The sequence below is a fragment of the Azospirillum soli genome, assembly GCF_017876165.1.
Classification (GTDB): Bacteria; Pseudomonadota; Alphaproteobacteria; order Azospirillales; family Azospirillaceae; genus Azospirillum; species Azospirillum soli.
In genome coordinates, this window is sequence record NZ_JAGINQ010000019.1 from 1 (window position 1) to 21,923 (window position 21,923).

General features: G+C 63.6%; 23 protein-coding genes. 17 read left to right on the forward strand and 6 right to left on the reverse strand.

Annotated features, from left to right (window positions below; genetic code table 11):
• The 3 genes from J2852_RS23715 to J2852_RS23725 all read left to right on the forward strand — a co-directional run.
• Positions 1-713: vWA domain-containing protein (locus J2852_RS23715; protein WP_209880503.1), on the forward strand; the 713-nt coding region annotated here is incomplete at its 5' end.
• Positions 714-757: 44 nt separating this feature from the next.
• Positions 758-1,687, forward strand: coding sequence for a protein phosphatase 2C domain-containing protein (locus J2852_RS23720; RefSeq protein ID WP_246499945.1), 930 nt, complete (start codon positions 758-760; stop codon positions 1,685-1,687).
• A complete protein-coding gene (locus J2852_RS23725) occupies positions 1,684-3,624 on the forward strand; it encodes a hypothetical protein (protein WP_209880506.1) in 1,941 nt (646 codons plus the stop codon). Before J2852_RS23720 ends, J2852_RS23725 begins: the two co-directional genes overlap by 4 nt.
• A 178-nt stretch (positions 3,625-3,802) precedes the next feature.
• On the opposite strand, the gene J2852_RS23730 is transcribed toward J2852_RS23725, so the two are convergent.
• From J2852_RS23730 to J2852_RS23745, 4 genes are all read right to left on the reverse strand, one after another.
• Complete coding sequence (locus J2852_RS23730; protein WP_209880508.1) at positions 3,803-4,195, reverse strand: hypothetical protein; 393 nt, start codon at positions 4,193-4,195, stop codon at positions 3,803-3,805.
• 560 nt (positions 4,196-4,755) lie between these two features.
• The gene (locus J2852_RS23735) at positions 4,756-4,986 is read right to left on the reverse strand and encodes a hypothetical protein (RefSeq protein ID WP_209880510.1); all 231 of its coding nucleotides are present in this window, start codon (positions 4,984-4,986) and stop codon (positions 4,756-4,758) included.
• 439 nt (positions 4,987-5,425) lie between these two features.
• A complete protein-coding gene (locus tag J2852_RS23740; RefSeq protein ID WP_209880511.1) occupies positions 5,426-6,385 on the reverse strand; it encodes a hypothetical protein in 960 nt (319 codons plus the stop codon).
• 268 nt (positions 6,386-6,653) lie between these two features.
• On the reverse strand, positions 6,654-7,958 hold the full coding sequence (locus J2852_RS23745) for a site-specific integrase (protein ID WP_209880513.1): 1,305 nt from the start codon (positions 7,956-7,958) through the stop codon (positions 6,654-6,656).
• A 256-nt stretch (positions 7,959-8,214) separates the two neighbouring features.
• On the opposite strand from J2852_RS23745, the gene J2852_RS23750 reads away from it, so the two are divergent.
• A complete protein-coding gene (locus J2852_RS23750) occupies positions 8,215-8,934 on the forward strand; it encodes a hypothetical protein (RefSeq protein WP_209880515.1) in 720 nt (239 codons plus the stop codon).
• Positions 8,935-9,025: 91 nt separating this feature from the next.
• Here the strand turns inward: J2852_RS23750 and J2852_RS23755 are convergent, their stop codons facing one another.
• Positions 9,026-9,487 carry a hypothetical protein gene (locus tag J2852_RS23755; RefSeq protein WP_209880516.1) on the reverse strand — a complete coding sequence of 154 codons (462 nt, stop codon included), beginning with the start codon at positions 9,485-9,487 and terminating at the stop codon, positions 9,026-9,028.
• Between the two features lie 243 nt (positions 9,488-9,730).
• Between J2852_RS23755 and J2852_RS23760 the strand changes: the two genes are divergently transcribed.
• The 12 genes from J2852_RS23760 (at position 9,731) to J2852_RS23815 (ending at position 20,714) form a co-directional block, all read left to right on the forward strand.
• Positions 9,731-10,597 (forward strand): helix-turn-helix transcriptional regulator, encoded by an 867-nt coding sequence (locus tag J2852_RS23760; RefSeq protein WP_209880518.1) that lies wholly within the window; start codon positions 9,731-9,733, stop codon positions 10,595-10,597.
• A 4-nt stretch (positions 10,598-10,601) separates the two neighbouring features.
• Positions 10,602-12,149 (forward strand): hypothetical protein, encoded by a 1,548-nt coding sequence (locus tag J2852_RS23765; RefSeq protein WP_209880520.1) that lies wholly within the window; start codon positions 10,602-10,604, stop codon positions 12,147-12,149.
• A gap of 14 nt (positions 12,150-12,163) precedes the next feature.
• Positions 12,164-12,373, forward strand: a complete 210-nt coding sequence (locus J2852_RS23770) for a hypothetical protein (protein ID WP_209880522.1) — start codon at positions 12,164-12,166, stop codon at positions 12,371-12,373.
• Complete coding sequence (locus tag J2852_RS23775) at positions 12,370-12,873, forward strand: hypothetical protein (protein WP_209880523.1); 504 nt, start codon at positions 12,370-12,372, stop codon at positions 12,871-12,873. The genes J2852_RS23770 and J2852_RS23775 overlap by 4 nt, the downstream gene beginning before the upstream one ends.
• A gap of 368 nt (positions 12,874-13,241) precedes the next feature.
• Positions 13,242-13,937: a hypothetical protein gene (locus J2852_RS23780; protein ID WP_209880525.1), complete on the forward strand. Its 696-nt coding sequence runs from the start codon at positions 13,242-13,244 to the stop codon at positions 13,935-13,937.
• A gap of 160 nt (positions 13,938-14,097) precedes the next feature.
• Positions 14,098-14,936, forward strand: a protein-coding gene (locus tag J2852_RS23785) for an IS5 family transposase (protein WP_209880527.1) whose coding sequence is annotated in 2 segments (ribosomal slippage) — positions 14,098-14,476 and positions 14,476-14,936 — 840 coding nt in all. Because the reading frame shifts where the segments join, the coding sequence is not laid out codon by codon here.
• A 273-nt stretch (positions 14,937-15,209) separates the two neighbouring features.
• Positions 15,210-15,521: a hypothetical protein gene (locus tag J2852_RS23790; protein ID WP_209880529.1), complete on the forward strand. Its 312-nt coding sequence runs from the start codon at positions 15,210-15,212 to the stop codon at positions 15,519-15,521.
• 153 nt (positions 15,522-15,674) lie between these two features.
• The gene (locus tag J2852_RS23795) at positions 15,675-16,589 is read left to right on the forward strand and encodes a hypothetical protein (protein WP_209880530.1); all 915 of its coding nucleotides are present in this window, start codon (positions 15,675-15,677) and stop codon (positions 16,587-16,589) included.
• Positions 16,590-16,734: 145 nt separating this feature from the next.
• A complete protein-coding gene (locus J2852_RS23800) occupies positions 16,735-17,520 on the forward strand; it encodes a hypothetical protein (RefSeq protein ID WP_209880531.1) in 786 nt (261 codons plus the stop codon).
• A gap of 176 nt (positions 17,521-17,696) precedes the next feature.
• Entirely contained in the window at positions 17,697-18,377 is a 681-nt protein-coding gene (locus tag J2852_RS23805) for a hypothetical protein (protein WP_209880532.1), read from the forward strand.
• 68 nt (positions 18,378-18,445) lie between these two features.
• Complete coding sequence (locus tag J2852_RS23810; RefSeq protein WP_209880533.1) at positions 18,446-19,270, forward strand: tetratricopeptide repeat protein; 825 nt, start codon at positions 18,446-18,448, stop codon at positions 19,268-19,270.
• A gap of 700 nt (positions 19,271-19,970) precedes the next feature.
• Positions 19,971-20,714 (forward strand): IS5 family transposase, encoded by a 744-nt coding sequence (locus J2852_RS23815; RefSeq protein WP_209880534.1) that lies wholly within the window; start codon positions 19,971-19,973, stop codon positions 20,712-20,714.
• Positions 20,715-20,849: 135 nt separating this feature from the next.
• Here the strand turns inward: J2852_RS23815 and J2852_RS23820 are convergent, their stop codons facing one another.
• Positions 20,850-21,185 (reverse strand): hypothetical protein, encoded by a 336-nt coding sequence (locus J2852_RS23820; RefSeq protein ID WP_209880535.1) that lies wholly within the window; start codon positions 21,183-21,185, stop codon positions 20,850-20,852.
• 1 nt (position 21,186) lies between these two features.
• Here J2852_RS23820 and J2852_RS23825 point away from each other — a divergent pair, with 1 nt between their 5' ends.
• Positions 21,187-21,777 carry a hypothetical protein gene (locus J2852_RS23825; protein WP_209880537.1) on the forward strand — a complete coding sequence of 197 codons (591 nt, stop codon included), beginning with the start codon at positions 21,187-21,189 and terminating at the stop codon, positions 21,775-21,777.
• Positions 21,778-21,923 lie beyond the last annotated feature (146 nt).

Consider the following 21,923-nt stretch of genomic DNA (forward strand, 5'->3'; position numbering starts at 1 on the left):
CGAGCGTAGACACAAACCGTTCTCCCGATCATCCGATCCGGGAGACTCACCCCACAGCGACCGCGCCGGAAGGTGGGACCAGAACACCGCTTACAAGCGAACGATTGCCTTGCGTTCTTGTATTGGATGTTTCCGGGTCAATGGCGGGCGAGCCGATCCAGCAGGTGAATGAGGGGCTGAAAGCGCTCGCGCAAGATCTTAAAGGTGACGAGCAAGCCGCGGACAAGGTGCAGATCCTGATTGTCTCTGTCGGCGGCTCGGTCACGGTTGACACCGAATGGACGGACGCGGGCCTTTTTGACCCGCCGCGCCTTTCCGCGTCCGGGCAGACACCTCTTGGCCAAGGCGTTCGCCTGGCGCTGGAGGCGATCGAGGCTCGCAAAGCGGCATACCGGACGGCGGGGATCAACTATCGACGCCCTTGGTTGTTCATCATCTCCGACGGCGAGCCGACTGACCATGGCTGGGAAATGGCCGCGGATTCCTGCAGGGAGGCAGAAACGAGCCGCAAGACATCGGTGTTCGTCGTCGGGGTCAGCGGAGCAAATCGCACCAAACTGCAACGCTTCTCGAACCGGGAGGTCATGCAGTTGAAGGGCCTGCAATTCAAAGAACTGTTTCTGTGGCTCAGCGCGAGCGCCCGGGCCGCCTCGCGGGCACCCGATGCGGACGCTCCGGTGCAACTTCCCAAGATCGACTGGAGCGTTGCGTGACGGACAGTGCCCCGCACACTTGGAGGTGCGGCGGCGTGAGTGTGATGGGCCGCAGCCACGCTCAGCAGACGGGGGCGCATTGCCAGGACGCAATGGCCCTGCGAACCGCGGGCTCTCTCCTGGTGGCGATCGTCTGCGACGGCGCGGGAAGCGCGGCTTGGTCGTACGTCGGCGCCCGCATGGTGGCGGACCGCCTCACCGCCGCGCTAAGCGAGATCCCGGCGCACTACCGCCCCCTCCGGGCCCACCAGGAGGCTGTCCAGGCATTCGTTACTGACCGCTTGGGCGCCGAGCGTCGTCGGCTCATCGAGGCTGTTGCCCGCTTCAACGGCCAGCGGAATGTTGAGGCCAAAGACGATTGCGCGGGCGGCTTCGCCGAATTTGCGGCTCGTCTGTTCAAAGGACTTTGGTCTCTCGAGGAAACCAAGGCTGATGGGGACACGAACAACGAAGCCGTACATTCTGTGGAAATCGCCGAGCGCCTTCGCTGCACGCTGGTGGGAGCGCTGGTCGACGACAGCGGTGGTTTTTTGTTCCACATCGGGGACGGCCTCGCTTCCGCCTGTGCGCTGCGGCTTGGCAATGCTGGCGCATGTGTTGCGGAGGGCACCGAGATCGCCTCGCCGCCCGAAAACGGGCAGTACGCCAACGAAACATTTTTCGTTACCGATCCGGACTGGCGCGATCATCTTCGGTTCACACTGATCGGCCCGGAGTGTGACGCTGTTTTCCTCATGACCGACGGGGCGGCGGCGTTCGCCGGGGGGCCTGACCAACGCTCCCTGTTCGTGCCCTTCGCCAATCAATTGCTGCCGCACCTGACGACGCGTCCCGATCCGGACCTTTCGGATTTTCTCGCTCAGGTGCTGCCGCCCGAGAAGGTCCACCGGGTGACCGCCGACGACGCCACCCTCGTGTTCGCCCACAAACGACGGGGCGACCCGGATGTCAGCCCAGAGGCCGCATCCGCGTGACTTATCGCCTTTCTGATGGAACGCGGACGAAGACCATAGACCTTGGCAGCCCGGTCAACGCTGGCGGTGCGACGGGCAAAGTCTTTCGCATTGCGCAGAACACGAGCCTGTGCGCCAAGATTTACCACGACACAGCATACGCAAAGAAAATCAGACCAAAGATCGTGTCGATGCTGGAGGCCCGCCCAAGCCTCGAGCCGATCCGGTATGAGGGGCGAAAGTATCAGCAAATCGCATGGCCGGACAGCATCGTCGAGAACGATGCGGGCGAGTTCGTCGGCTTCACCATGCCGTACCTGACGGCGAGCAAGACGGTCGCTCTCAGCCGCTTGTTGACAAAGTCGGGGCGGCAGCAGGAAAAGATTTCAGAGTCCTACGAGACCCGCCTGCTCGTTGCCCGCAACATCGCCGCCATCGTCGCGGCGGTCCATGGCGCCGGCCATGCCATCGTCGATCTCAAGCCCATCAATTTTCGCCTGCACAGAGGCACTCCCTTCATCTGCCTGATCGACGCGGACGGGTTTCGAATCGCGGGCCACGGCCAAGCCGTCTACCCCGCGGAACATGTCAGCGACGAGTACACAGCCCCGGAGTCTAAGGAGAAGCCGTCGAGCGACCTGGGCGTTCCGCAGGATCTGTTCGCGATGGCCACCTTGATTTTCCAACTGATCAACAATGGGGTCCATCCGTTCCAGGGGGTCCCGGAGGACGGCAATGTGCCGACTTCCACGCAGGAGCGAATCTACGCCGGTCTGTACGCCTACGGCCGGCTCGCGACCCGCCTGAAACCAAGTCCGCAATCCGCCCACACGCTTCTGGACGACGACACGCGTGCTCTGTTTGAACAAGCCTTCACGTCGATTGATCGTCCCACCGCCGCGGATTGGCTGGCTCATCTCACGGAGATCACCCGTCCGCCACGCATTCGCAAGTGCGGAGCGTCGCCGGAACACCTCGCGTTCACGCGAGGGTGTCCGGCCTGCCATCTGCAAGGGATCGTGGAGGCGAGCAAGCGCGTGGCGGCGGCGCGGTCGGCTGCCAGCGCCACGCCTGCCCATCAAACGCCGTCCCCCCCGCTCAGCACTACTGCGCAATCTGCACCGCAGTCCACGAACGCAAACCAGAAATTTGGGTGGACTTGGCCGCGCGTCATCGCCGTCGTGTTCGCGTGCTGGGTCGGCTGGCAGTGGCTTGTCGGAGGTAAGCCGGCCAACCGTCCAGCCGTGACCGTGCCGCAACCCAAACAGGAGCACCCGGTACCAGCGGCTCCTCACAACCTTCCGACGCTTGGACTGACACCGGACATCCCGGTGGACAGACCATCGCCGAAGCACGAATGCCGTGATCCGAAGACTGGGCTGGTCTATACAGTGTTCGGAGAAACACCGAAGTGTTTTCCTGGCGACGTTCCTGAAGCCAAATACAAAGCCGGCCGCTCTCAACGGGAAGCGATTTTAACGCCGATCACTCGTATGTATGAGACGAGGCCGATCACCATCCCGCCGAAGAACACGACACAGTATGCGCCGGTTGGAGAGTGGTCGCAAAAGACCGTCGGACAGTCATCCTTGTTTTGCGTGGCGACGGCGGGCTTCGGCAACGGCCTGACGCTGAACATCGCGTTTTTCTCGTCGAACGAAGCGGTCCTGGCGGTGGGCTTGCCGGACGGGACAGGCGCTCCCCTCTCGCGAGACGCAGTACTGTCAAAGATCGTCACCGTGGACATTGACGGGGACAAAACGTACGGCGGTCGTGTCCGCGACGTTGAGGACCTGGGGCTCTCGTTTGGGAAAATCGGTGAGGGCGCAATCGCGGCGATCAAGGACGGGCTGTCTATGTTCGTCGTCGTCGACGGCGTCGAACCGGGTGTTCGGTTGACACTGAGGGGGTCACGGAAGGCGCTCACGCAAGCCCAGGACTGCGCGCGGGCCCTGTAGGCGGAGCCTACAGGGTGTCTCTCAGCGTGGCTGATCATCTGAATGGAGTCGGCTGAACGAGGCTGATCGCACTCGCGTTGTACCACGGCCCCGGACATTGCCGGCGTCGGGCTGGCGCGACAGACTGGGAGAGCGCTCGGCTCCGGAAACGTTCATGAACACCCTTTTCGCCTGGAGGTCATACCCAACCCTCCCTCACAAAGCCCTGCCGGTTGATGGTCACCTGCACCACAGTGCTGCCAACCTGCTTGGCCATCCAGACGCGACCGTAGGGCCGCCGGCCAAAAATCGTCCTCGCGCCCCGCACGACGAAGCCCCTGGCCGCGTAATCCTTGACCGTCTTTGTCATTGGCTGATCTTCAAGGGCGAAGGCCCGGACGTACTGCGGCCGCACCACAAATCCGGAAAGGCCGAGTTGCGACGCCTGGACGACCAAGCGTGCGGTCAATGGGCGCAGATGCGTGGCGATCGCGCCGGTCAAGAACGTGTAGGTGAGGCGGTCGCGAATTTCCGCATATTCTCGCGATGTCGGATCAGCGGCGATGGATTCGATGTTGTCACGCGCGGTCATAACCCCGTCTCCAAATGTAAGATCAAAATTGTTGCGCTTGAAACCCGCAGTGTCAACATTTGATCCGCATGAAAGCCCCATATTTTTCTATGCTACTGATTCTTTGTCAATTCCTGATTTTGCCATGACTCCACCTCTACTTGTTTGCGGTGTCACGGTGATGCAATCAACCGCATCGCGGTTCACCGATGTTGGCCGATGCCCCCGTAGTCACGAGGAGGACGGCGCTGAACCCGAATAGACATTTTCTACTTCGGAACGGGAGGGGTGACCATATGGCCGCCCTGTCGGTTCCGGAGATCAGCGGGGCGCGAGCCAGTCGCTGACGACGTTGCCGGCAGCCTCGCTGTGGAAGTCAATGCGGTCGTCGATTGTGAGACACCTGGGCAGTTCTCTCAGCGCATCCCACACTTGAACGATCAGCAAAAGCCGGCCGGCACCGAAACGTGTCCGGGACCTACCGACATGCGCTGGACGCTTAGGCGTCCAGCGCCTGCAAAGAGCGCAGTTCCGGAAACAACGATAATCTGAAGCGGTCGCCCGTAACTGACGCTCTCGCTTCATCCGAAAACGCCGTTGCCGACCGGCTGGAAGCCCTGTCGGGCGAGCACTGGCAGGTTGCTCTCGACCATGCCGGGATCCTGTCGCGACGCCGCGCCCGCCAGATCGACGCTGGCGAAGAACCGTCCGAGGCCCCAGTCACCTGCGTAGAACTCCTGGAGGCGCCGCCGCGCAAGGCATGGCCGACCCGCTGGAAGGTCGCCCAGTATCGGCTCGACCTCATTGATCACGAAGAACTCGGTTTCGAATCCTACTCCACCGAAGGCAAAGCGGTGGATGACGAGGGCTACGCCCGCCCGTTACCGTCACGCTTCAGTCGGAGGATGAGATCCCGGAACGGCTCGACGCCATCAAGCACGGCAGACAGACCGTCTCCGAGATCGCCGAGGTTCTCGCCTGATGGAACGTGTGGAGTTCCGCGGCCACTGTGCTCGTGTGAGGCTGGCGCGCGCCTACTGGAAGGGCCGGCTGAGTAGCGAGGCGTGGGCGAGCGCTATGCAGGAGGGTGCGGAACAGAGTGATTATGGGGACATGGACTACGTGCTGGAGGTGGCAGCGGATTCCCTCGAGGAAGGCGGACTTGGCTGGAACGAAAGGGCAGCCCACCGGCTGCCTTTTCCTTTCCGGACAACGCTGGGATGCGCCTTTAGCACCCGGTGAGATAACCGGCTACGCCATCACGGTGACGGTACGTGTCACCGGCTTTGTGCCGGTGCCGCGCGGGTGAGCCGACCACCAGTATAGTTTCTCGCCGCGCTTCTTGAGGTGCCCGCGCACCCAGTGCAGCCGTGCGGCACGGCGATCATTCTCCGTTTTGCCGCCCCCAGCCCGACGCGTAGCCGCGGTCGAAACCGACATGCGGACCTCTCGGTAATCGAGCAGGGGCGGCTTCCCAGATTTTTGACGCTGGCGGTTCAGGCGACCGAATTCATGCTCGACGGTGTGGATAGCACGCTGGGCAGTGAGCAGCGCCAGGGCGGCTACGAAATGGTCAATTTCGGTAGCGACATCAGCGGCATTGTCACAAATGTAGCGTTGCAGCGTTTCCGGACGAAGCACATTGCCGCGGTGCGTGAAGGTGAAAGCGGCGGTTTCCGTCGGCGCGAGGCCGAAATGCTCGCCGCAACCGCCCTTTCGTTCGCCCACGCCGATGAGGTGATCCGCGACTGGGGAGTCGAAATCAAAGTGGCAGATAAGATCGGCGCGGGTCGCCATTGTGGTATCAGCGAGCCAGTAGACCCGAAATTCGCCACGGCGACCGCTCGCGTCGGCCTTGATCCAAAGCCCGACCTTCTCGGGATGGTGGCGCCCTTCGGGAAGGTCCGGAAGCAAGCCTTCCTTTCGCAAGCCCTCGATGCGGGAGCGCTCCGACCATTCGATCCACATTTCCGGATATGGCACGCGCAGCACTTCTACCGCTTTCGCCAGCATCTCAGGCTTCCCAGTCAGCAGCGCCGCCGCTTGGGCGACATCCTCGGACATGACAAAGCGCACCGGACAACGGCCAAGCGCGTCGATTTCCCGTCGGGTAATGTCGTTTACGGCTTGGTAAAAGGTCTCAAGCGTGGGGCCGCCCAGTCTCGCATCGGGCAAATGGCTGTTGGAGACGAACGCATCGATCAGGCGCATGCAGAATCTCTCGGGCTGCTATGATGTGCGAAGCCGGGGGGCTGGCTTCGCACATCATAGAACATTTGACGTTTCCGGAATAGCCATAACCACGCCGCCATCATCGGCGATTGGGCCCTCGCCGCGTCAGGCGCCGCGGGGGCTTCTTCCCTAGCACCGTGAAACAATATGGATGTTTCCAAAAATTTGACACGGTGATGCGGCGAGTTCTGGGGAATCACCCCGCGCGGCCCCAGTGGGGATGCGGTCAACAGGTAAGTGTGGCCAGTCAGCCGTTGCGGAAAATCGCCGCGGTGACGTTGTCGCGGAACAACTCGCTTTCCCGCAGGTAAATCGCGGCGACCTTCGGATCCGTGTGGCCCGTCTGTCTCATGATGCTGGTCAAGGACTGGGAATGGCGGCCTGCCTCTGTTGCCAGACCAGATCGGAGGCTATGCCCCGACCAGCGGCCGACCAGAACGGGCTGACCATGCTTGTCGGTCACGACTTCCTCGGTCCCGTCGCCGTGCCGGTCGCGCTCGACCAGGCGGCGCCAGGGCCGGTCTGCCGGCTCGTCGGAGAGCGCCACGGTGGTGATGAGGCGCCTTACGATGTCCGCGACGCTCTCGCCGGAAAGGCGCTTGTCGGTCGGCCAGCCGCTTTTCTTCAAGCCGATGAACAGGGGCGCCATCGGCTCCTGTGTGCCCCTGACCGCCAGCCACGCTTCAAAGGCCCGCACCGGGCAGCAGGGATCATTGGGGTCGGCCGCCCGCCAGATGCCCTTCTGGGCGCTGACGTGGTCCTGTTTTCCGGTCTGGTTCGTCTTCGAGTATCGGACCCGCAGGACCAGCCCTTCCGGCCGCACGGCCACGTCGCGGATGTCCAATGCGACCGCCTCGGCCCGGCGCAGCGCCCCGCCAAACGTCAGGAGCAGGAGGGCGCGATCGCGCAGACCCTGGTGATGGGGCAGGGTGTCGCCGGTGTCGCGGTCGACGCGCGTCAGCGGGCAGTGCGCGATCATCCTCCGGAGCAAGTCGAAGGTGACCGGTTCGGCGCGGATGTCCTCGGCGTCGGTGGCCCAGGCCAGCGGCGTCGCGCGGCCAGGAACAGCGTCATCATCGTTCCCGACGTCGATCCCGGCACCGGGTCGGCGGATGCCGCTCATCACCTCCGTGATCATGGGATCTTTGGTGTCGAGCGGGATGCCCGCCCAATCGTGCGCCTTGTCGATCGCCGCCAGCGCGACGCCGATGGTGTTCGGGCGCAGGCCGCGGTCCGCGAGATGAGCCACGTACATGCCGACGATCTGCGGATCGCCGTTCACTGCGGCGAAGCCGAGGCGTTCGCACCAAGCCGTGTACTGCCGCCAGTGCGATCCGTAAACGCGCCGCGAGTTCTTCCCCAGCGACTGCTCGCGGTAGCGCTCGGCCCGGCGGCGCAGGCGTTCGATCTCTTGTTCCCGGGTGCGGCCGGCCGGCACCGGGATCGCGTCCGCCGAGATGACGAGTGTACCGAACTCGGTGGTGGGAATGCGGACGACGTCTTGCACGATCGGAACGAGGGCGGTGGAGGAGGGGGTGTCACCGTTCGGCATGGTCGGTCTCGCAAGGGCAAGGCAGGGCGGGTCTCCGGAAACCAGAGTAGCGCCCATTGACTCCGGTGTAAATGAGTCCTGGCCGAAATCCGATGACGTCGGCGGAAAAAGGTTGGCAGTGGGGCGCCAGGCTGGTCAGTTCTTCTATCTTTCCCAATGCGGGACATCAGGCCTGTTTCCGGATTGCCGAAGCGATTCGTCGGGCGTATGTTCAGGCGCATGTGTCGCACACGACCACCGTTCCGGAAACGACATAGTGGAGAAGGCCGTGCTTAAGAAAAAGTGTGGCGATGACGAGATCCTGATGGCGTTTCGCCGGCATGGTTCGGCGACGGCGGCCGCGCGAGCGCTGCGCGGTTGCGCGCTGGACCTCAGCCCGGCTGAACAACAGCAATCCCGGTATCTGTCCCGCGACCACGTCCTCGCGCTCCACGAGCACGGGCTTACGTCTCGTGAGATCGCAGAGCGCCTCGGCGGCGCAGAATCAAGCGTCAACGGCATGCTACAGCGCCTCGGCATCCCTCCGCGCAACGTGCATCTGCCCCCACTCAACGATGAAGAGGCGGCCGAAGTCCGCCGCCTGCACGCGCTCGGCTGGAGCAAGCGCAAGATCGCGCAGGCGCTCGGCCGCGGCCACTCTGCGAACAACACCGCGCTGTCGGCAAGGCGGTATCGTGTCCGCCGCAACCGGCGCTGGATCGGCGCCGAGGAGCGCGCGACGATGGCCGCGATGGCGCGTACTGATTATACCATCGTCCGGATTATGACGGAGACGGGGCGTAGCGAAGGGACGGTCAGTCGAGCGCTGCATCGCGCCGGCCTGCCAAAGCGCTCCGAGGCGGTCGATCGCGGGCGGGTGATGCGGCTTCTCGCCCTGCGGATTCCGGCAATCAAGGTGGCGCGGGACGTTGATTGCAGCCAGACAACGGCCTTTCGGTACGCCCGCCGGATGCGCGCGGCGGCCAACGCCGGTTGAATATGCCTGCATTGTTCGGTGTCAGCCTTACTGAAACGACAAAGGGGCCGGTTCGACCGGACCCTTTGTCGCTGACAAGCACGTTTCCGGATTATGCCGCGGCAGGAGCCTCCTGGCCCTCCGGTCGGTAGACATGGAAGCCCTTACGCAACTGCCGGATCGCCTCTTCTTCAATCGCCGGCGTGAAGAGCAGGTCGCGCTCCGCCGAAGCCTTAGGATTTTCGCGGTCGCGCTCGGCGCGGACGAGGCACCAGCAGTCCGACACCCCCCTCTGGATGACCACGCGTGTGACCGGCCGAGCGTACTTGTAGGCGTTCGCGGACGCTCCGCCATCCGCTTTCCGGAGTCGTGCGCCCGACCGCTTGTTTTTGGGAAGGTCGTAGGCGTCGAGCATCTTCTCCGCCTCTTTCGCCAAGCCCAAGAGTTCGGGTACTGAGACGTCCCCGTAAGCGCGGCCGGTCTGGACTCCGGACAGAACCTCTTCCAGTTCCGCGCGGTGCGCCTTGTCAATCTTGACTTTGCAGGTGATGAAATCCTTGAGAACCTTGCCCATGTCAATGCCCCACTGATCCGGTTGTTGTCTTTCAGCGGCTGTTCCGCCTGTCTTGAAAATATTTTCACAAAATGACTCTACGGTGTAAATAGGTCCGCCCGAAAAATGCGAAAAATTTTGCTCCTGGGAGCACGGCGGCGGTTCGCCCGTGATTCCGGAAATAGGGAATTGACGAATTCCGGAAAACGGGACATCATGTGTCCGATGGCGGGCAGATGGTGCCGGCGAGAAGGAGGTGGGTGGATGGCGAAGTGGACGCGTGTGGCGAAGACGGGGAAAAAGAGCCTAGCGGGCTATGTCCAGGGCGCTCGCGAGAGCGGGCTGAGCCTCGCCATGGCGTACCAGAGTTGTCCGTTGCGCGGCGAGCACGCCCGCCCGACCGAGGATCTCACCGACGGTGCGCGCGAACACGTCGCCGCGCTGGCCGCGGAGTTCGAGACGGCCTCGCCGGAGGTGCGGCGCGAGTTCGTTGTGCGCATCCTGGCCGATCCCATGCCCGGCGACCTGCCACTGCGCCTGAATGGCACGCCGCTGGACCTGCCGTTTCCGGAGCCGGACGGGGCGCTGGCGATCCTCGTGTCCGATCAGGCCTGGCATCAGATGGGCGACGATGAGGAGGCGGAGGAATACCGCCTGGAGATCCAGCAGACGCTGCATTGGATCGCCGTCCGCCTGGAGGAACTCGGTCACGACGCGGCGCTGGTGGCGGCGTTCCGGAAACTGGCGAACAGCCTGCCCGACGTCGCCGGCCTGATCGGGCTGGTTCGGGTGGGCAACGCCGCCAACGCCGCGATGATGGCGACCCGCGTCCACTGCGACCTGCGCGACGGCCGGGTCGACGCGCTCTCGCAGGGACTGGCGCTGGCCGTCGCCCACTGGGCCGACCGGAAGCGCTTCGGAGAAATCCGCGGCGACGAAATCCGCAGCCTCCGGAAACAAGCGGGGTTGACTCAGGCGGAACTGGCCGAAGCGCTCGGCATCACGCCGCGCCACGTCGTGCGGCTCGAATCCGGTGAGACGCGGGCGAGCGACGACCTCGGTTTTCGCATCGTCGAAGCGTGCTGGGCGCGCGCAAAATCCGGAAACGCGATGATCGGCGAGCCGGTGTGAGGGCATGATGGCGCTGAAGACCAGCCTCCTCAAGGAACTCGTCGACGACATCCCCGAGCGCGCCCCGGCGTCGCCGATCGAGCGCGCCCTGCGCCCGGACGGACTCTTGGGATACCCGGAGATGCGGGCGGAACTCCTGGCAAAGATGCCGGGGCTGAAGGCCGTGCGCTTCGCCGACGGCCCGACCGTGTCCGCCGCGCGCATCCAGCGAATCCCAGAGCATGGTCAGCGCGTCGTATCACTGGGCATCGACGTCGCGGCGCTCCCCGACCGTCTGTGGATCGAATGGGAAGAGGAGTACGACGACGGTCCTCGGAAGACGGGATGGCTGGTCGAAAAGGTTGGTAACCGGCTCCGCGGCATCCGGTTCAGCGGCACGGCGCGCACGATCGACGCGGCCTGCTGGCCGATCACGTTGACCGCGACGCCGGACGGTTGGGTACCGGGCCTGGAGCGGGCGCTGCCGTCGGGCCTCGTGTCCTACGACCCGACGTTGACCGCGAGCGGCCTGCGCGCCGCCCTGGTCGTGATGACGGCCAAGCAGGTGGTCGAGATTGTGCCGGACACCCGGCGCGAGCGCGGCGTTCCGACCTTCAGCCTGCTGCGGCTCGTCGAGCCGTGGCGTGACGTCGACCGTGACGGCGTGCCGAACGCCCTCAAGCGCCCGGCCACCAGCGGCGCACTGGCTGATCGCCTGAGCGATCTGGCCTTCACCAAGCAGGGCATGATCGCCCTGGGTCGGTCTTGGTATACGACCTCGGGGGACCGCGTACGCACGCTGCAGCGCGTCGTCATGCTGCGCGACGTTCTCGACGCCGCCGTGCGCTTCGACCTGTCCGATGGCCTGGTGCAGTCGGCGGCGGCTCTGGCCGACCGCGACGAGCGCAACCTGGCGCGGCTGCGCGACTTGGCCGCACTGCCGTTTCCTCTGGTCTGGCTGGAGTTCGACGCCGGTGACCTCGATCTCGGAATCCCGCATGCGCGGATTGGTCTATTGCTCAGCGCCCACACGGAAAACGATGTGCGCGCCGAAATCCACGGCGCGCTCTGGGCTTTCCGGAATGGCGAAGAATTCGACGGGTTGATCGAGAACGTTCCGACCGCGGCCTTCATCCTGAACATCGACGGCGCCGGCGAGGCACTGGAGGTCGTTGCTGAACGTCACCTCCATCGGGCCGTGTTGAACGAGCGGCTGCCGGGCTTCGTGCTGGCGCTTCTCTGCTTCCTGTCGCAGCCGCGCTTCGTCGAGATGCGCGACCGGCCGGTGCGCCAGGACATCGACCGTGCACGCCGCAAGGCCCGCCTTGCGCCGATCGGCACGATCCGGGAAATCCGGCTGAACGTCGACGTGGCCCCGGCCCACGGCGACGGGAAGGGCGGTGACGCGACGCGCACCGGCACGCGCATGGCGCTGCATCAGGTGCGCTCGTTTTGGCGCGTTCGGCTCGGCAACCTGGAATTTGTCCGGCCCTTCTGGCGCGGCGATCCAGCGCACGGCGTTGTCCGGAAACGGTACATCGTCGTCCGCGACGAAGCCGCCCTCGTGTCTTGATCGGAGGATCAGCCATGGACCCGAAACTCGCCCGCGGCATCGCCAACGCCCTGCGCCGCGGCCTGGAAACCTCGACCGGCGCCGGGTCCGACGCCCTGGATGCCTGCTTGCAGGCCCTATTCGTTGAGACGCTGGCCAGCCCGCTGCGAAAGCGCCGGGACGACCGGGTCTTCAATGTGCCGGTGACTGAGGAAATCACCGATCTACGGGAGGCAGTCGCGTGAGCAAGAGCAAGATTCCCAATGGAGTGGCATGCATCCAGGTTATCGGACCCGGGCTCACCCTTTGGGGCCCGACCACGCTGCCCGCCGATCAACCGGCGGTGGTCAAGCGGCGGGCGATTTTCGAGGAGGATCAGGGGCACGAGCGTGTGACCGAGACCTTCCTCGACCCGGACGGTCGGGTTGTGCTCCTCACCCATCACCATGTGTACGGTCGTGGAATCCAGTCGTTCAACAATGCGTCGCAGCCGCCATTCTCGGCGCGCGGCATCTCCTACGACACGGTCTGGTTCGCACGGGGGATCGACTGCGCCTGGTACGAGTGGCGCTATGAGACAGCGCCGAATCGTGGTGCCGAGCCGACGGTTGTGGACTGGGTGCCGGCAGACATCGACGACATCGTCAACGCGTTTACCTGTGCGGGCGCTCCGCTTGAGGAGATCCGCGGCATTCTTCGCGAGGCCGCGCGCAGCCAAGGCCGTCAACATGCCAGTGCCCGCTAGTGCGTAGAGAGAGGGCGATGGTTGGTGAACATCGTGGATGGATGTGTTCGCATGGCTTGCTAAAAGCGACGAGAGCAGAATGGGTCATGTGTTGCAGTGGCGCAACCGGACCGTGCCCTCGACAAAAGCGAACCTGACACCCCGGATGCGGAAGTGAGCGCGTCGGTGCCGTAGCCACGTCGTTGCCGGGGCAGGCATCGTCCTTGTCGATGCCGCCGGGCGTGAACACCAGTTGGCTGACGTTGCGCTTCCAAGTTCAGCGTCGCGGCGGATCTTGCCGCCGCTGTCGATCTGCACGAACAAAGGGCCCGGCGCGTCTCCACGCAGCGCGAGCCACGCCTTCAGCGCCGACACCAGCCGGAGTGCCCGTGGTCCAGCGCCTCCGCGGGACGCTCGGCGACGCCATGATGCCGGGCTCGCTGTACCTTTACGCTCGTCCACCCGGAATACCGATCGCGCTGGAGCCGGTTGTCGTGCCGTCGCCGGGCGGCGCGATCGTCGGCGGAATCGGCGTGGTGTGCAGCCGGAACGCGCATCACTACTTCCAGGCGTTCGAACACCAGGGCAAAGTCAATGTTCGGCACTGGGGCGGCCAGAGCGACGTGAACGTCCTGGTCTGCCTCAGCACCTACCTTGATGACGCCCTGATAACTCCGGAGCAGCGCCGGGTCGTCGCCGACCGGGCGGAACGTGCTGATGCCCCGGGCCGACGCGGCGCTCGGCTTCCACCGGCTCGAGCAAACGCCCGGATCGGACGGCCGCTCCCCTTCGCGGCCTCCGGCTACGGCAAGGATATGGACAAGCGTATCCACGCCGGCTTCCGTCCGCTGGGCCGCCGGGTCAACGGGCTGTTCCCGCACTGGCGCAAGCGGATCGCCGAATGCGACTACACCGATGCCGAGATGGCCGAGATCGCCGCCCGGTATCCGCACGGCTGGAGGGTGCCTGGGTCGAGCCCGACGCGGCTAGGATGCAGAATCACGGCCTGTTCGGCGTCTTCGGAGGTTGGTCGGACAACGAAGGATAAGCCCGCCGACATCTCCATGGAAACAGCCGCCTTGTGAGTTGCTTTTGGCGCCTCTGGAACACGGACTGCATGGTGCTGGACCGCAAAAGGCTTGACTCACAGCCCGTTTTGAAAGCCGCGCCCACTCCGTTTGAGCGAGGGTAACGGGTGGCGCGGTCGGCTGTTTGGACGGGGATTTTCCCGTCTGGAGGCCGCCGATGTGGACACCCACGGATCGCGCTCTGGTTGGGGACTTTGGGTCCGGCCAGGCGCTCAGCGATGACCAGTTCCGTCTGCTCGAACCGTTGATCCCGCCGCCCAAACCCGGCGGTCGGCCGCGCACCACGGACATGCGGCGCATGCTCGACGGCCTGTTCTACGTCGTGCGCACCGGCTGCCAATGGCGCCATCTCCCGCCACCGCCAGCCTTTCCGCCGTGGCAGACGGTCTACGGCTACATGCGCGCTTTCCAGAAGGCCGGCGTGTGGGAAGCCATGCGCCACCACCTGCTGGTCCTGCTGCGCGAGCAGGAGGGGCGCGAGGCCAGCCCGACGGCGGCGATCATCGACACCCAGAGCGTCAAGACGACGGAAAAGGGGGACCGCGCGGCTGGGACGCGGCCAAGAAGGTCTGGGGCCGCAAACGCCACATCGCCGTCGATACCGGCGGCTTGCTGCTGGGCGTCCTCGTCCACGCCGCCAACATCCAGGACGCCGACAGCGCAGGCGCCCTGCTGAACCGGATCAAGGGGCTGTACTGCTGGCTCCAGGCGGTGTTCGCCGACAGCATCTACAACCGACCGCCGATGCTGCTCGCCTGCTTCCTGCTCGGACTGACGCTCATCATCGTGCGCCGGATCGCCGGGACCGGCTTCATCGTGCTGCCGCGCAGGTGGGGCGTCGAAAGGTCGCTCGGCTGGTTTGGCCGGTATCGGCGGCTGTCCAAGGACTACGAGGAACTGCCCGAGGTCTCCGAAACCATGGTCACCCTCGCCGCCATCCGCCTCATGCTCCACCGCTTGGCTCACCCAAACCGAAAGCGACTGCCGTCCCCCTGACTTTCAAAACGGGCTGTCAGTAAGAGCGCCTGTCAAGGCCCCGCCTCAATGAAGCCAAGCCATTGATGCGCTTCACTGGCAGTGGCTTCTGATTTGCGCTTCCAACCGACAAGGCAATCCGCGGCTGAGCATTATTGTCGCGGCGCGCTTATTGAGGGCGGCGCATCAAATGTGATGGTTTCTGGTTGCATTATATGGTATCGAAACGCCCGCCGGCTGCGTTTGCAGGGGGGAGGCTCAATACCATACAGGTATGAACTGGAGTGCTCGCGGATGTCAAAGGATGAGGCTGTTAGAAGTATTGCCGATCAAATAAGGGGATGTTTCGGGTCGGTAGATCTGAAATTCGCACTCCACCATTCCGACGAAGAAAGAGCCAAGCAGATAAAGACTCTTGTTAAAAAATATGCTTTAACGCGTGACGAGGTTGATCGTGCAATTCGCCCGGTCTTTGAGCAATGGTTGAATACCGATTACGGCGGGTTCAACAGCAACGTTCGCGGACCCCTTTCAGATGACCCTAATGTTGTCGCCGCTAAGGTGCGCGAAATGGTCAATTCGGTATTGAATTATACGCACCGCTAAGAGCGAAAAAGAGAAGGCGCTGCCAATTAGACAAGCCATTGGCTATCTTTACTGGCAGCGTCTTGATAGGCGCTCTAATCATGTCGCGGAGAATCTGCAACCATGGGTGCGTCTATGGCCTGCTGCGCAAGGCGGAAGAGCGGACTGGTGGCGATGACGCTCCTGTTGGGGGCGTGCGTGCAAAACGGCAGCGCCGTCTCCGGCAGCCTCGCATACTGCCGCGGTCCGAGCGGCGACGCCTACCAAACCCGTGGGCGCTGCCTGCTCGCCGATCAGGCGATTTCCCAGGCCGAGTACCGGGACTCGGCGAAACGCCAGCAATCCAGGACCATGGCCTCGGCACCGGCGCACCAGCAATCGCAGGCGGCCTGCGTGGCGTACGTCGATGCCGACGCGCGTAAGCGCACCGACGTGCCGGCACTGCTGAAGACCATCGGCTCGATGAAACTGTCGAAGGACGAGTTCGAGACGACGCCGGCGTACGAGGCGCGCGTCGCGGCGGCCGTCGAGCGGCTCACGGCGACGCTGTCCGCTCAGACCGGCTCGGCTCCGGTCGTCTTGGACATTTCCCTGTCGGCGTCGGTCGCGACGTACGACGCCGACCGGGGCGTGCTGGAGATCACCGGAGCCGTCGTCCCGATGACCACGATGAGAGCCGATGGCCGCTACCGGACGGTGATCGTCACCGACAAACTGGACCACGACATCAGCACCTACACCGGGCAGAACGCTTATGGGGCCAAGGCGGAGGTGGTGAAGGTCCGCGATCGGCAGGCCGGAGTCGTGGTGGACGAAACATCGGACCCCGGCCGTTCCGGCCACTGGCCATACTCCTCCTTCAAGGCGACCGTGGCGCTGTCGCCCGACCGGGCGCGCGCGGCGAAGGCAAGCCTGCGCGCCGTTGTGATGGGCGACCTCCGTGCCCCATTCCTCGTCCGCGGCAACGACTACATCACGCCGACCTTCCAGGTGCCGTTCGACAAAACGACGGAGACGCTCGCGGTCGTCCTGCAGCCGAAGTGCAGCCTGATCTACAACGCGGCAACGAGGGACGTTTACTGGCCCTGACACTGCGTGCAAGGGGTGCCGTACGGCGCACGGATCGACATCGTCGGCAGCCGGGTCGGCGAGGTGATCGGACGATAGAAGCCAGGAAGACCTGCGATGGCGGCCGCGTTCCCAGGACTTCCGCACCGGAATGGAGGTGTTGGTCATGCTGGGTCGCATCGTCGAGTTCATCCGCAACCTCGTGGCCGGAGCGGACAGCGCTTCACCAGAGGAGTACACGGCCGTCGTGCCGGCTTCCGTCGCGGGGCCTGAACCAGCGCTCAGAGTGGCGCCGCGCAGCGCCTTCCGAGAATGGTCCGCAATCACCTATGACCTGGAACAGGCAACACTGCTCGGGCGCGCGGCGTATGAACGATTCCATGCCCTGCCGAGGAACTACCAGGAACACATCAACGAAGCGACGACCCGCACGAATCTGGTGGATCCGATGCTCGCGCAACTTGGGTGGTCGCCGCTGAACTGTGAGGTGGTGTTGCCATCCGGGGGGCGTGTCGACGCATACGACAACGAGCGTCAGACAGCCATCGAGATCAAAAGGGCGCAGCCCAAATACGACGACATCGCAGCGCTGAACCCGACCCAGCCTTACAAGACCGTCGGCCAGCAGGTGATTGGTTACCTGGACAACGACAACGTGAAATCCGTCATCTACACCAATGGGCGGATGTGGTGGCGCATCGAGCGGGACGACGTGACCAGTCAGTTGTACGCTCTGCGCGTCGACCTTCGTCTGGCGTCGGACATGGCGGTCATCCGGCGGGGGCCCAGTGAAGTTCTCCAGCACTTCGCTATGTTCTTCCATTCCGGCGCTTTCAACCCTGGGGTCAACTTCGCGGTGCCGGTTCACCCCGGACGGTGGCTGCCGTCCGAACACAGCCCGATGTGGCTGAAGGACCTGAACAAGGGCATCGGCTGGTCGGAGACGCCGTAGTCCGCGGGCTGCTGAACGTGGAATCGACATGACGCCAGGAAAAGAGGGTGTTCGCGTTCACATCCTCCGGACCTCTTCGCTGCTGACCGAACCACGCCGCGTTGTTGTTCAGCGTTGTCCTGGGGGCCGCTTCAATCTTCGCCATTTGCGACATTTCGCATCAAGGACATCTCCCCATGCCGGTCGACTTCGGCACTATCATGCACGCGTATTTCGAGACGTTTCTCGCCGCCATACCCCTGGAACCGTGTCTCGACCAGTGGGTCGGCACCGTAGATCGACATGGTCGCGTTGACGGGCCGCAGAAGGACTTTGATCGCAAGTGCATTAAGGAACGCCCGATCGACACACCAGCGCTGATCCTCGTCCTGGAATCGCCACACGTCCATGAGTACGCGAGGGCACCCGACAGGAACGGTAAGCGCCGGGCTATCGGACCGGCGAACGGCGCCACGGGCACCCATATCCGTGACCACCTCAAGCATTTCGCCGCCCGCTTTTCGCTCGGGGGCGATCGAAGCCTGATTCTGATGAATGCCATCCAGCATCAGTGTTCGGCTGGCGTGACGCCGGTGGCGCACCGCGACGGCCTGTTCCGCGCCTGCTGGGCGAAGGGCGGCGATGTCGACTTCCAAACCCGGCTGGAAGCCGCGTTCATCTACGGGGACATCGTAGTCAACGCCTGCACGGTCGGGAACGGACCGAGGACGGATTCACTGAAGGTACTCGTGGAACAGCGAATCCGCGTCACCCTGAACCGATCCAGCCATTTCTGGACGCATCACCCGTCCTGCTGGTGGCAGCGGAACCGGCGCACCCCTCTTCCAGTGCCGTTGCAGTTGCCTACCCCGGAATAGAACAGCGCTTCGCTGCATCTCAGAGAGCGCTGACCCGTTCAAAGGCTGACTACCGCGACACGCAACGGGTGGCAGACGCCGAGGCCACCTTCAAAGAAGCGATAGTTTTGCAACGGGCGCTGGCAGCCCGGAACCCCGAGGCCCACGAGCCACGCTTTGCCGTCTTCCTAAACAATCTAGGCGTGCTTTACCGCGACACGCAACGCGTGACCGACGCCGAGATGGTTTTCAAAGAAGCAGTGATTTTGCAACGGGCGCTCGCGACACGTAATCCTGACGCCTATCAAGCGGGCCTGGCTCTTACCTTGAATAACCTCGGCCTGCTCCGCAAGGACGTTCAACGCTTTGATGAGGCGGAAGCATCACTGAAGGAGGCGGTGGCCATCCTGCGGGCGCTGGTGGCGCGCAATCCCGAAGCCCATCAGCCTCTGTTGGCCGTATCCCTGAACAATCTCGGCCGTTTCTACCGAGATACGCAGCGCCTGGACGACGCTGAGGCGGCGTTCAAGGAAGCGGTGACTATTCAGCGGGCCCTGGCGGCACGCCGTCCGGACATGGAGCAGCCTTTCCTGGCCCGGTCTCTGGAAGACCTCGGCCGTTTCTACCAGGATATTCAGCGCACCGACGATGCCGAGGTAGCGTTCAAGGAAGCGGTGACCATTTGGCGGGCCATGGCAGCACGCAATCTGGACATGGGCCAGCCTTACTTGGCTCGGTCTCTGGAAGACCTCGGCCGCTTCTACCAAGATGCGCAGCGCCTGGACGATGCTGAGGCGGCGTTCAAGGAGGCGCTATCCATCCAGCGGGCGCTGGCAGCGCGCAATCCGAACATGGACCAGCCACCCCATTTTTCGGTCTCGAAACCGTGGGTAACATGGCGGCCTCCACCGTGACACGCAGCGCCAAGGCAAGGCCGAGTAGGTGTACTAGGGTCTGTTAGCGCTTGAGGTCCGTGCCCATCTGCTCGGGATGGTAGTTGATTAGGCCAGCAAGGGCGAGAACGGCATGGAAAAAGGCAATCCGGACGTGTTGGCCGACCTGCTCACCGCCGGCTGATCGCCCTGCCCTCCGGCGACGGCGTTGGCTTTCCGGCCTGGCAACTGCCGGTGACCGCGCCCAGCCTGGTTTGGAAGACGCCTTCGCCGCGATAACCGCCATCAGCGATCCTTGGATGCGGCCGGAGTGGCTCATCATGCCCGACGACGCTTTGGGCGGACAAAGCCCCGCTGGAAGCGCTGCTGGCGGGGCGCCAGGACGAGGTCACCCAGATCGCCGCTGGCTGCGGGATCTGATCCTTAACTTGGGCTGCTGCGGAATGCGGCGCACCGTCAGGTCTGGCCAGCGTCACGTCGGACGTGACGCTGGAGCAGCCGGCCGAAGAACTCGTCGAGCACGCCTTCTCAACCCTGCTGATCCAACTCCTGGACGCCGAAACGGAACACCTGGAACCCGAGGAAGGTCAGGTTCCGGGTGGCCCTTAGGTACGGTTTCCAGAACTCCCTGCGGTCGGCTGCGAGCGCGATCACATACCCGCATGCCGGTTCCCGTGCCTTTGGCATGGGAGCGGACATGCGAGCGCAGGCGGTAAAACTGGTGGCCGACATCATCGACCGGATCGAGAACCGGCACCCCGGTCCGGGGCGCCCACCGGTGCCGACGTCAGAGGTGATCCAGACGCTCGCCTTCTTTGTGCGCGAGGGCGTCCAGTGGCGGGAACTGAAGGCCGCGGATGGGCGCGCTTCGGGCTCCACCCTGCGCCGCCGCCTGGAGGAGTGGCACACGACGGCGTTGCTGCGCCGTGTCCATGCCGTTCTCGTCCGCATGGCGCGCTCTGGCCCCGACGTCGCCGCAGGGGATGTCGTGGTGGACAGTTGCTCGGTGCGGGCCAAGCGGGGCGGTGAACTGACCGGGCCGAACCCGACCGACCGCGGCAAGCCGGGGACCAAGTACCACGTGGTCGTCTCGACCGACGGCCTGCCGCTGGCGGCCGTCCCTTCGCCCGCCAACGTGCATGACAGCAGGCTCTTCCCAGATCTGCTGCGCTTGGCCCAGGTCGTCTGCGCCGCCCTTAGCAGGCTCTATGCGGACGCAGGCTACGACAGCGCCGACAACCGCTGGCTCTGCTTACGCGACTGGGTTCAGCCACACATCCGCAAGATCGGCGAGCCCCACGGCTCGGGGCTCGGCAAGGTCCGATGCGTCGTCGAGCACGGCTGCGCTTGGCTGCTGGCGAACAAGCGCTTGGATCGACGGCAGGACAGGTTGGGGCGGATCATACTCGCGCTGCTTACCGCGGCGGCCATTTTCATCGTCGCAAACCGACTCAGCGCGTTCTGAAAACCGTACCTTAGGGTCGCCGCGAATGCCTCTTTGCTCTCATGGTGCGTGGGACCATCCACCTCGATGATGACGGGGCCGGTGCTCGGCAGCATCAGGAAGTCCTGTAAAAAATAACGTGGCGACTAGGGCCTGTTAGTGCTTGAGCCAGTCGAGAGCGGCGGCCAAGCAAAGCACTCCCATGAATGCCACGGCGCCGGAGTCGATGAGGCCGATCTGGCGCTGGGTTGTGATGCTCCAAATCTCAGGGCACATGGCTAAATGCAGCACATACTCCAGTATGTGTTCGTCGCCAACGATTACTGCGTCGTTATCAAAATTGGTCTCTTGCTTTATGTTCCTGATCACGAGACCATCATCACTCAGGCGTTGAAGGGTTTTTACAAAACAGACACGGAGGGGCGCAATGATTAGTTGTGTTATTTTTCCTTTAAGAACAATGCCCGCTGCGGTATTCGTTACCACGTTCATCGTGAGCGCAGCACACGCCGATCAGGCGACCATCAACACAATGACAAAATTAGCAAAAGATTCTTGTCTGGTGGGAACGCAATTTTACTTCAATGCAAGTGCTAATGGAAACATAACATTTAGGGATCCTACAAAACCTGGAGGGCAAGGCGAGATTAAGGTGGATGCGAGAGAAGGAACGGGCGCAGTGGCAATTTTTTCTGACAACATACGGGTCGTCGCCGACCAGCAGATCAGGGATTGCATGCACCCTTACGTTATGGAGATATTCACCTATATCAAGAATAACCCAGCACCTCCGGTAACAAGGATTATCAAAGGGCAAACCGTAGGGTCTCACGCCGGGGATCCAGCAGGCGACGGAAACGATGCCTTAGCCTGCGTTTATGCGGAGGACGGCTGGTCCATTGTTCCAAATTCCGGTTCTTTGGTGCAAGACGGGCAGCCAGCAAACGGCTCCATCGGCATAACAAACACCGAGTACAATTCTCAACATTTCTGCGTGACATACCACATCATCCGTACCGATAGAGGTCGCTCCGCTCAGGCGAATGCTCACGCGCAAGCAGTTCAGAGTAGACCCGCACCTTAAGGCCGGTAGTTGAAGGCGCGACAGGGCCGCGCGGCAAAGCCCGCGGGGGAGGCGGCCGGTTCGTCGCCTTCCGGACCTGTGGGCGATGGGATGTTCCCGCGTCACCCGGTTTCAGCCCCGTCAGAGGTGTCGCTGGGACCGATGTA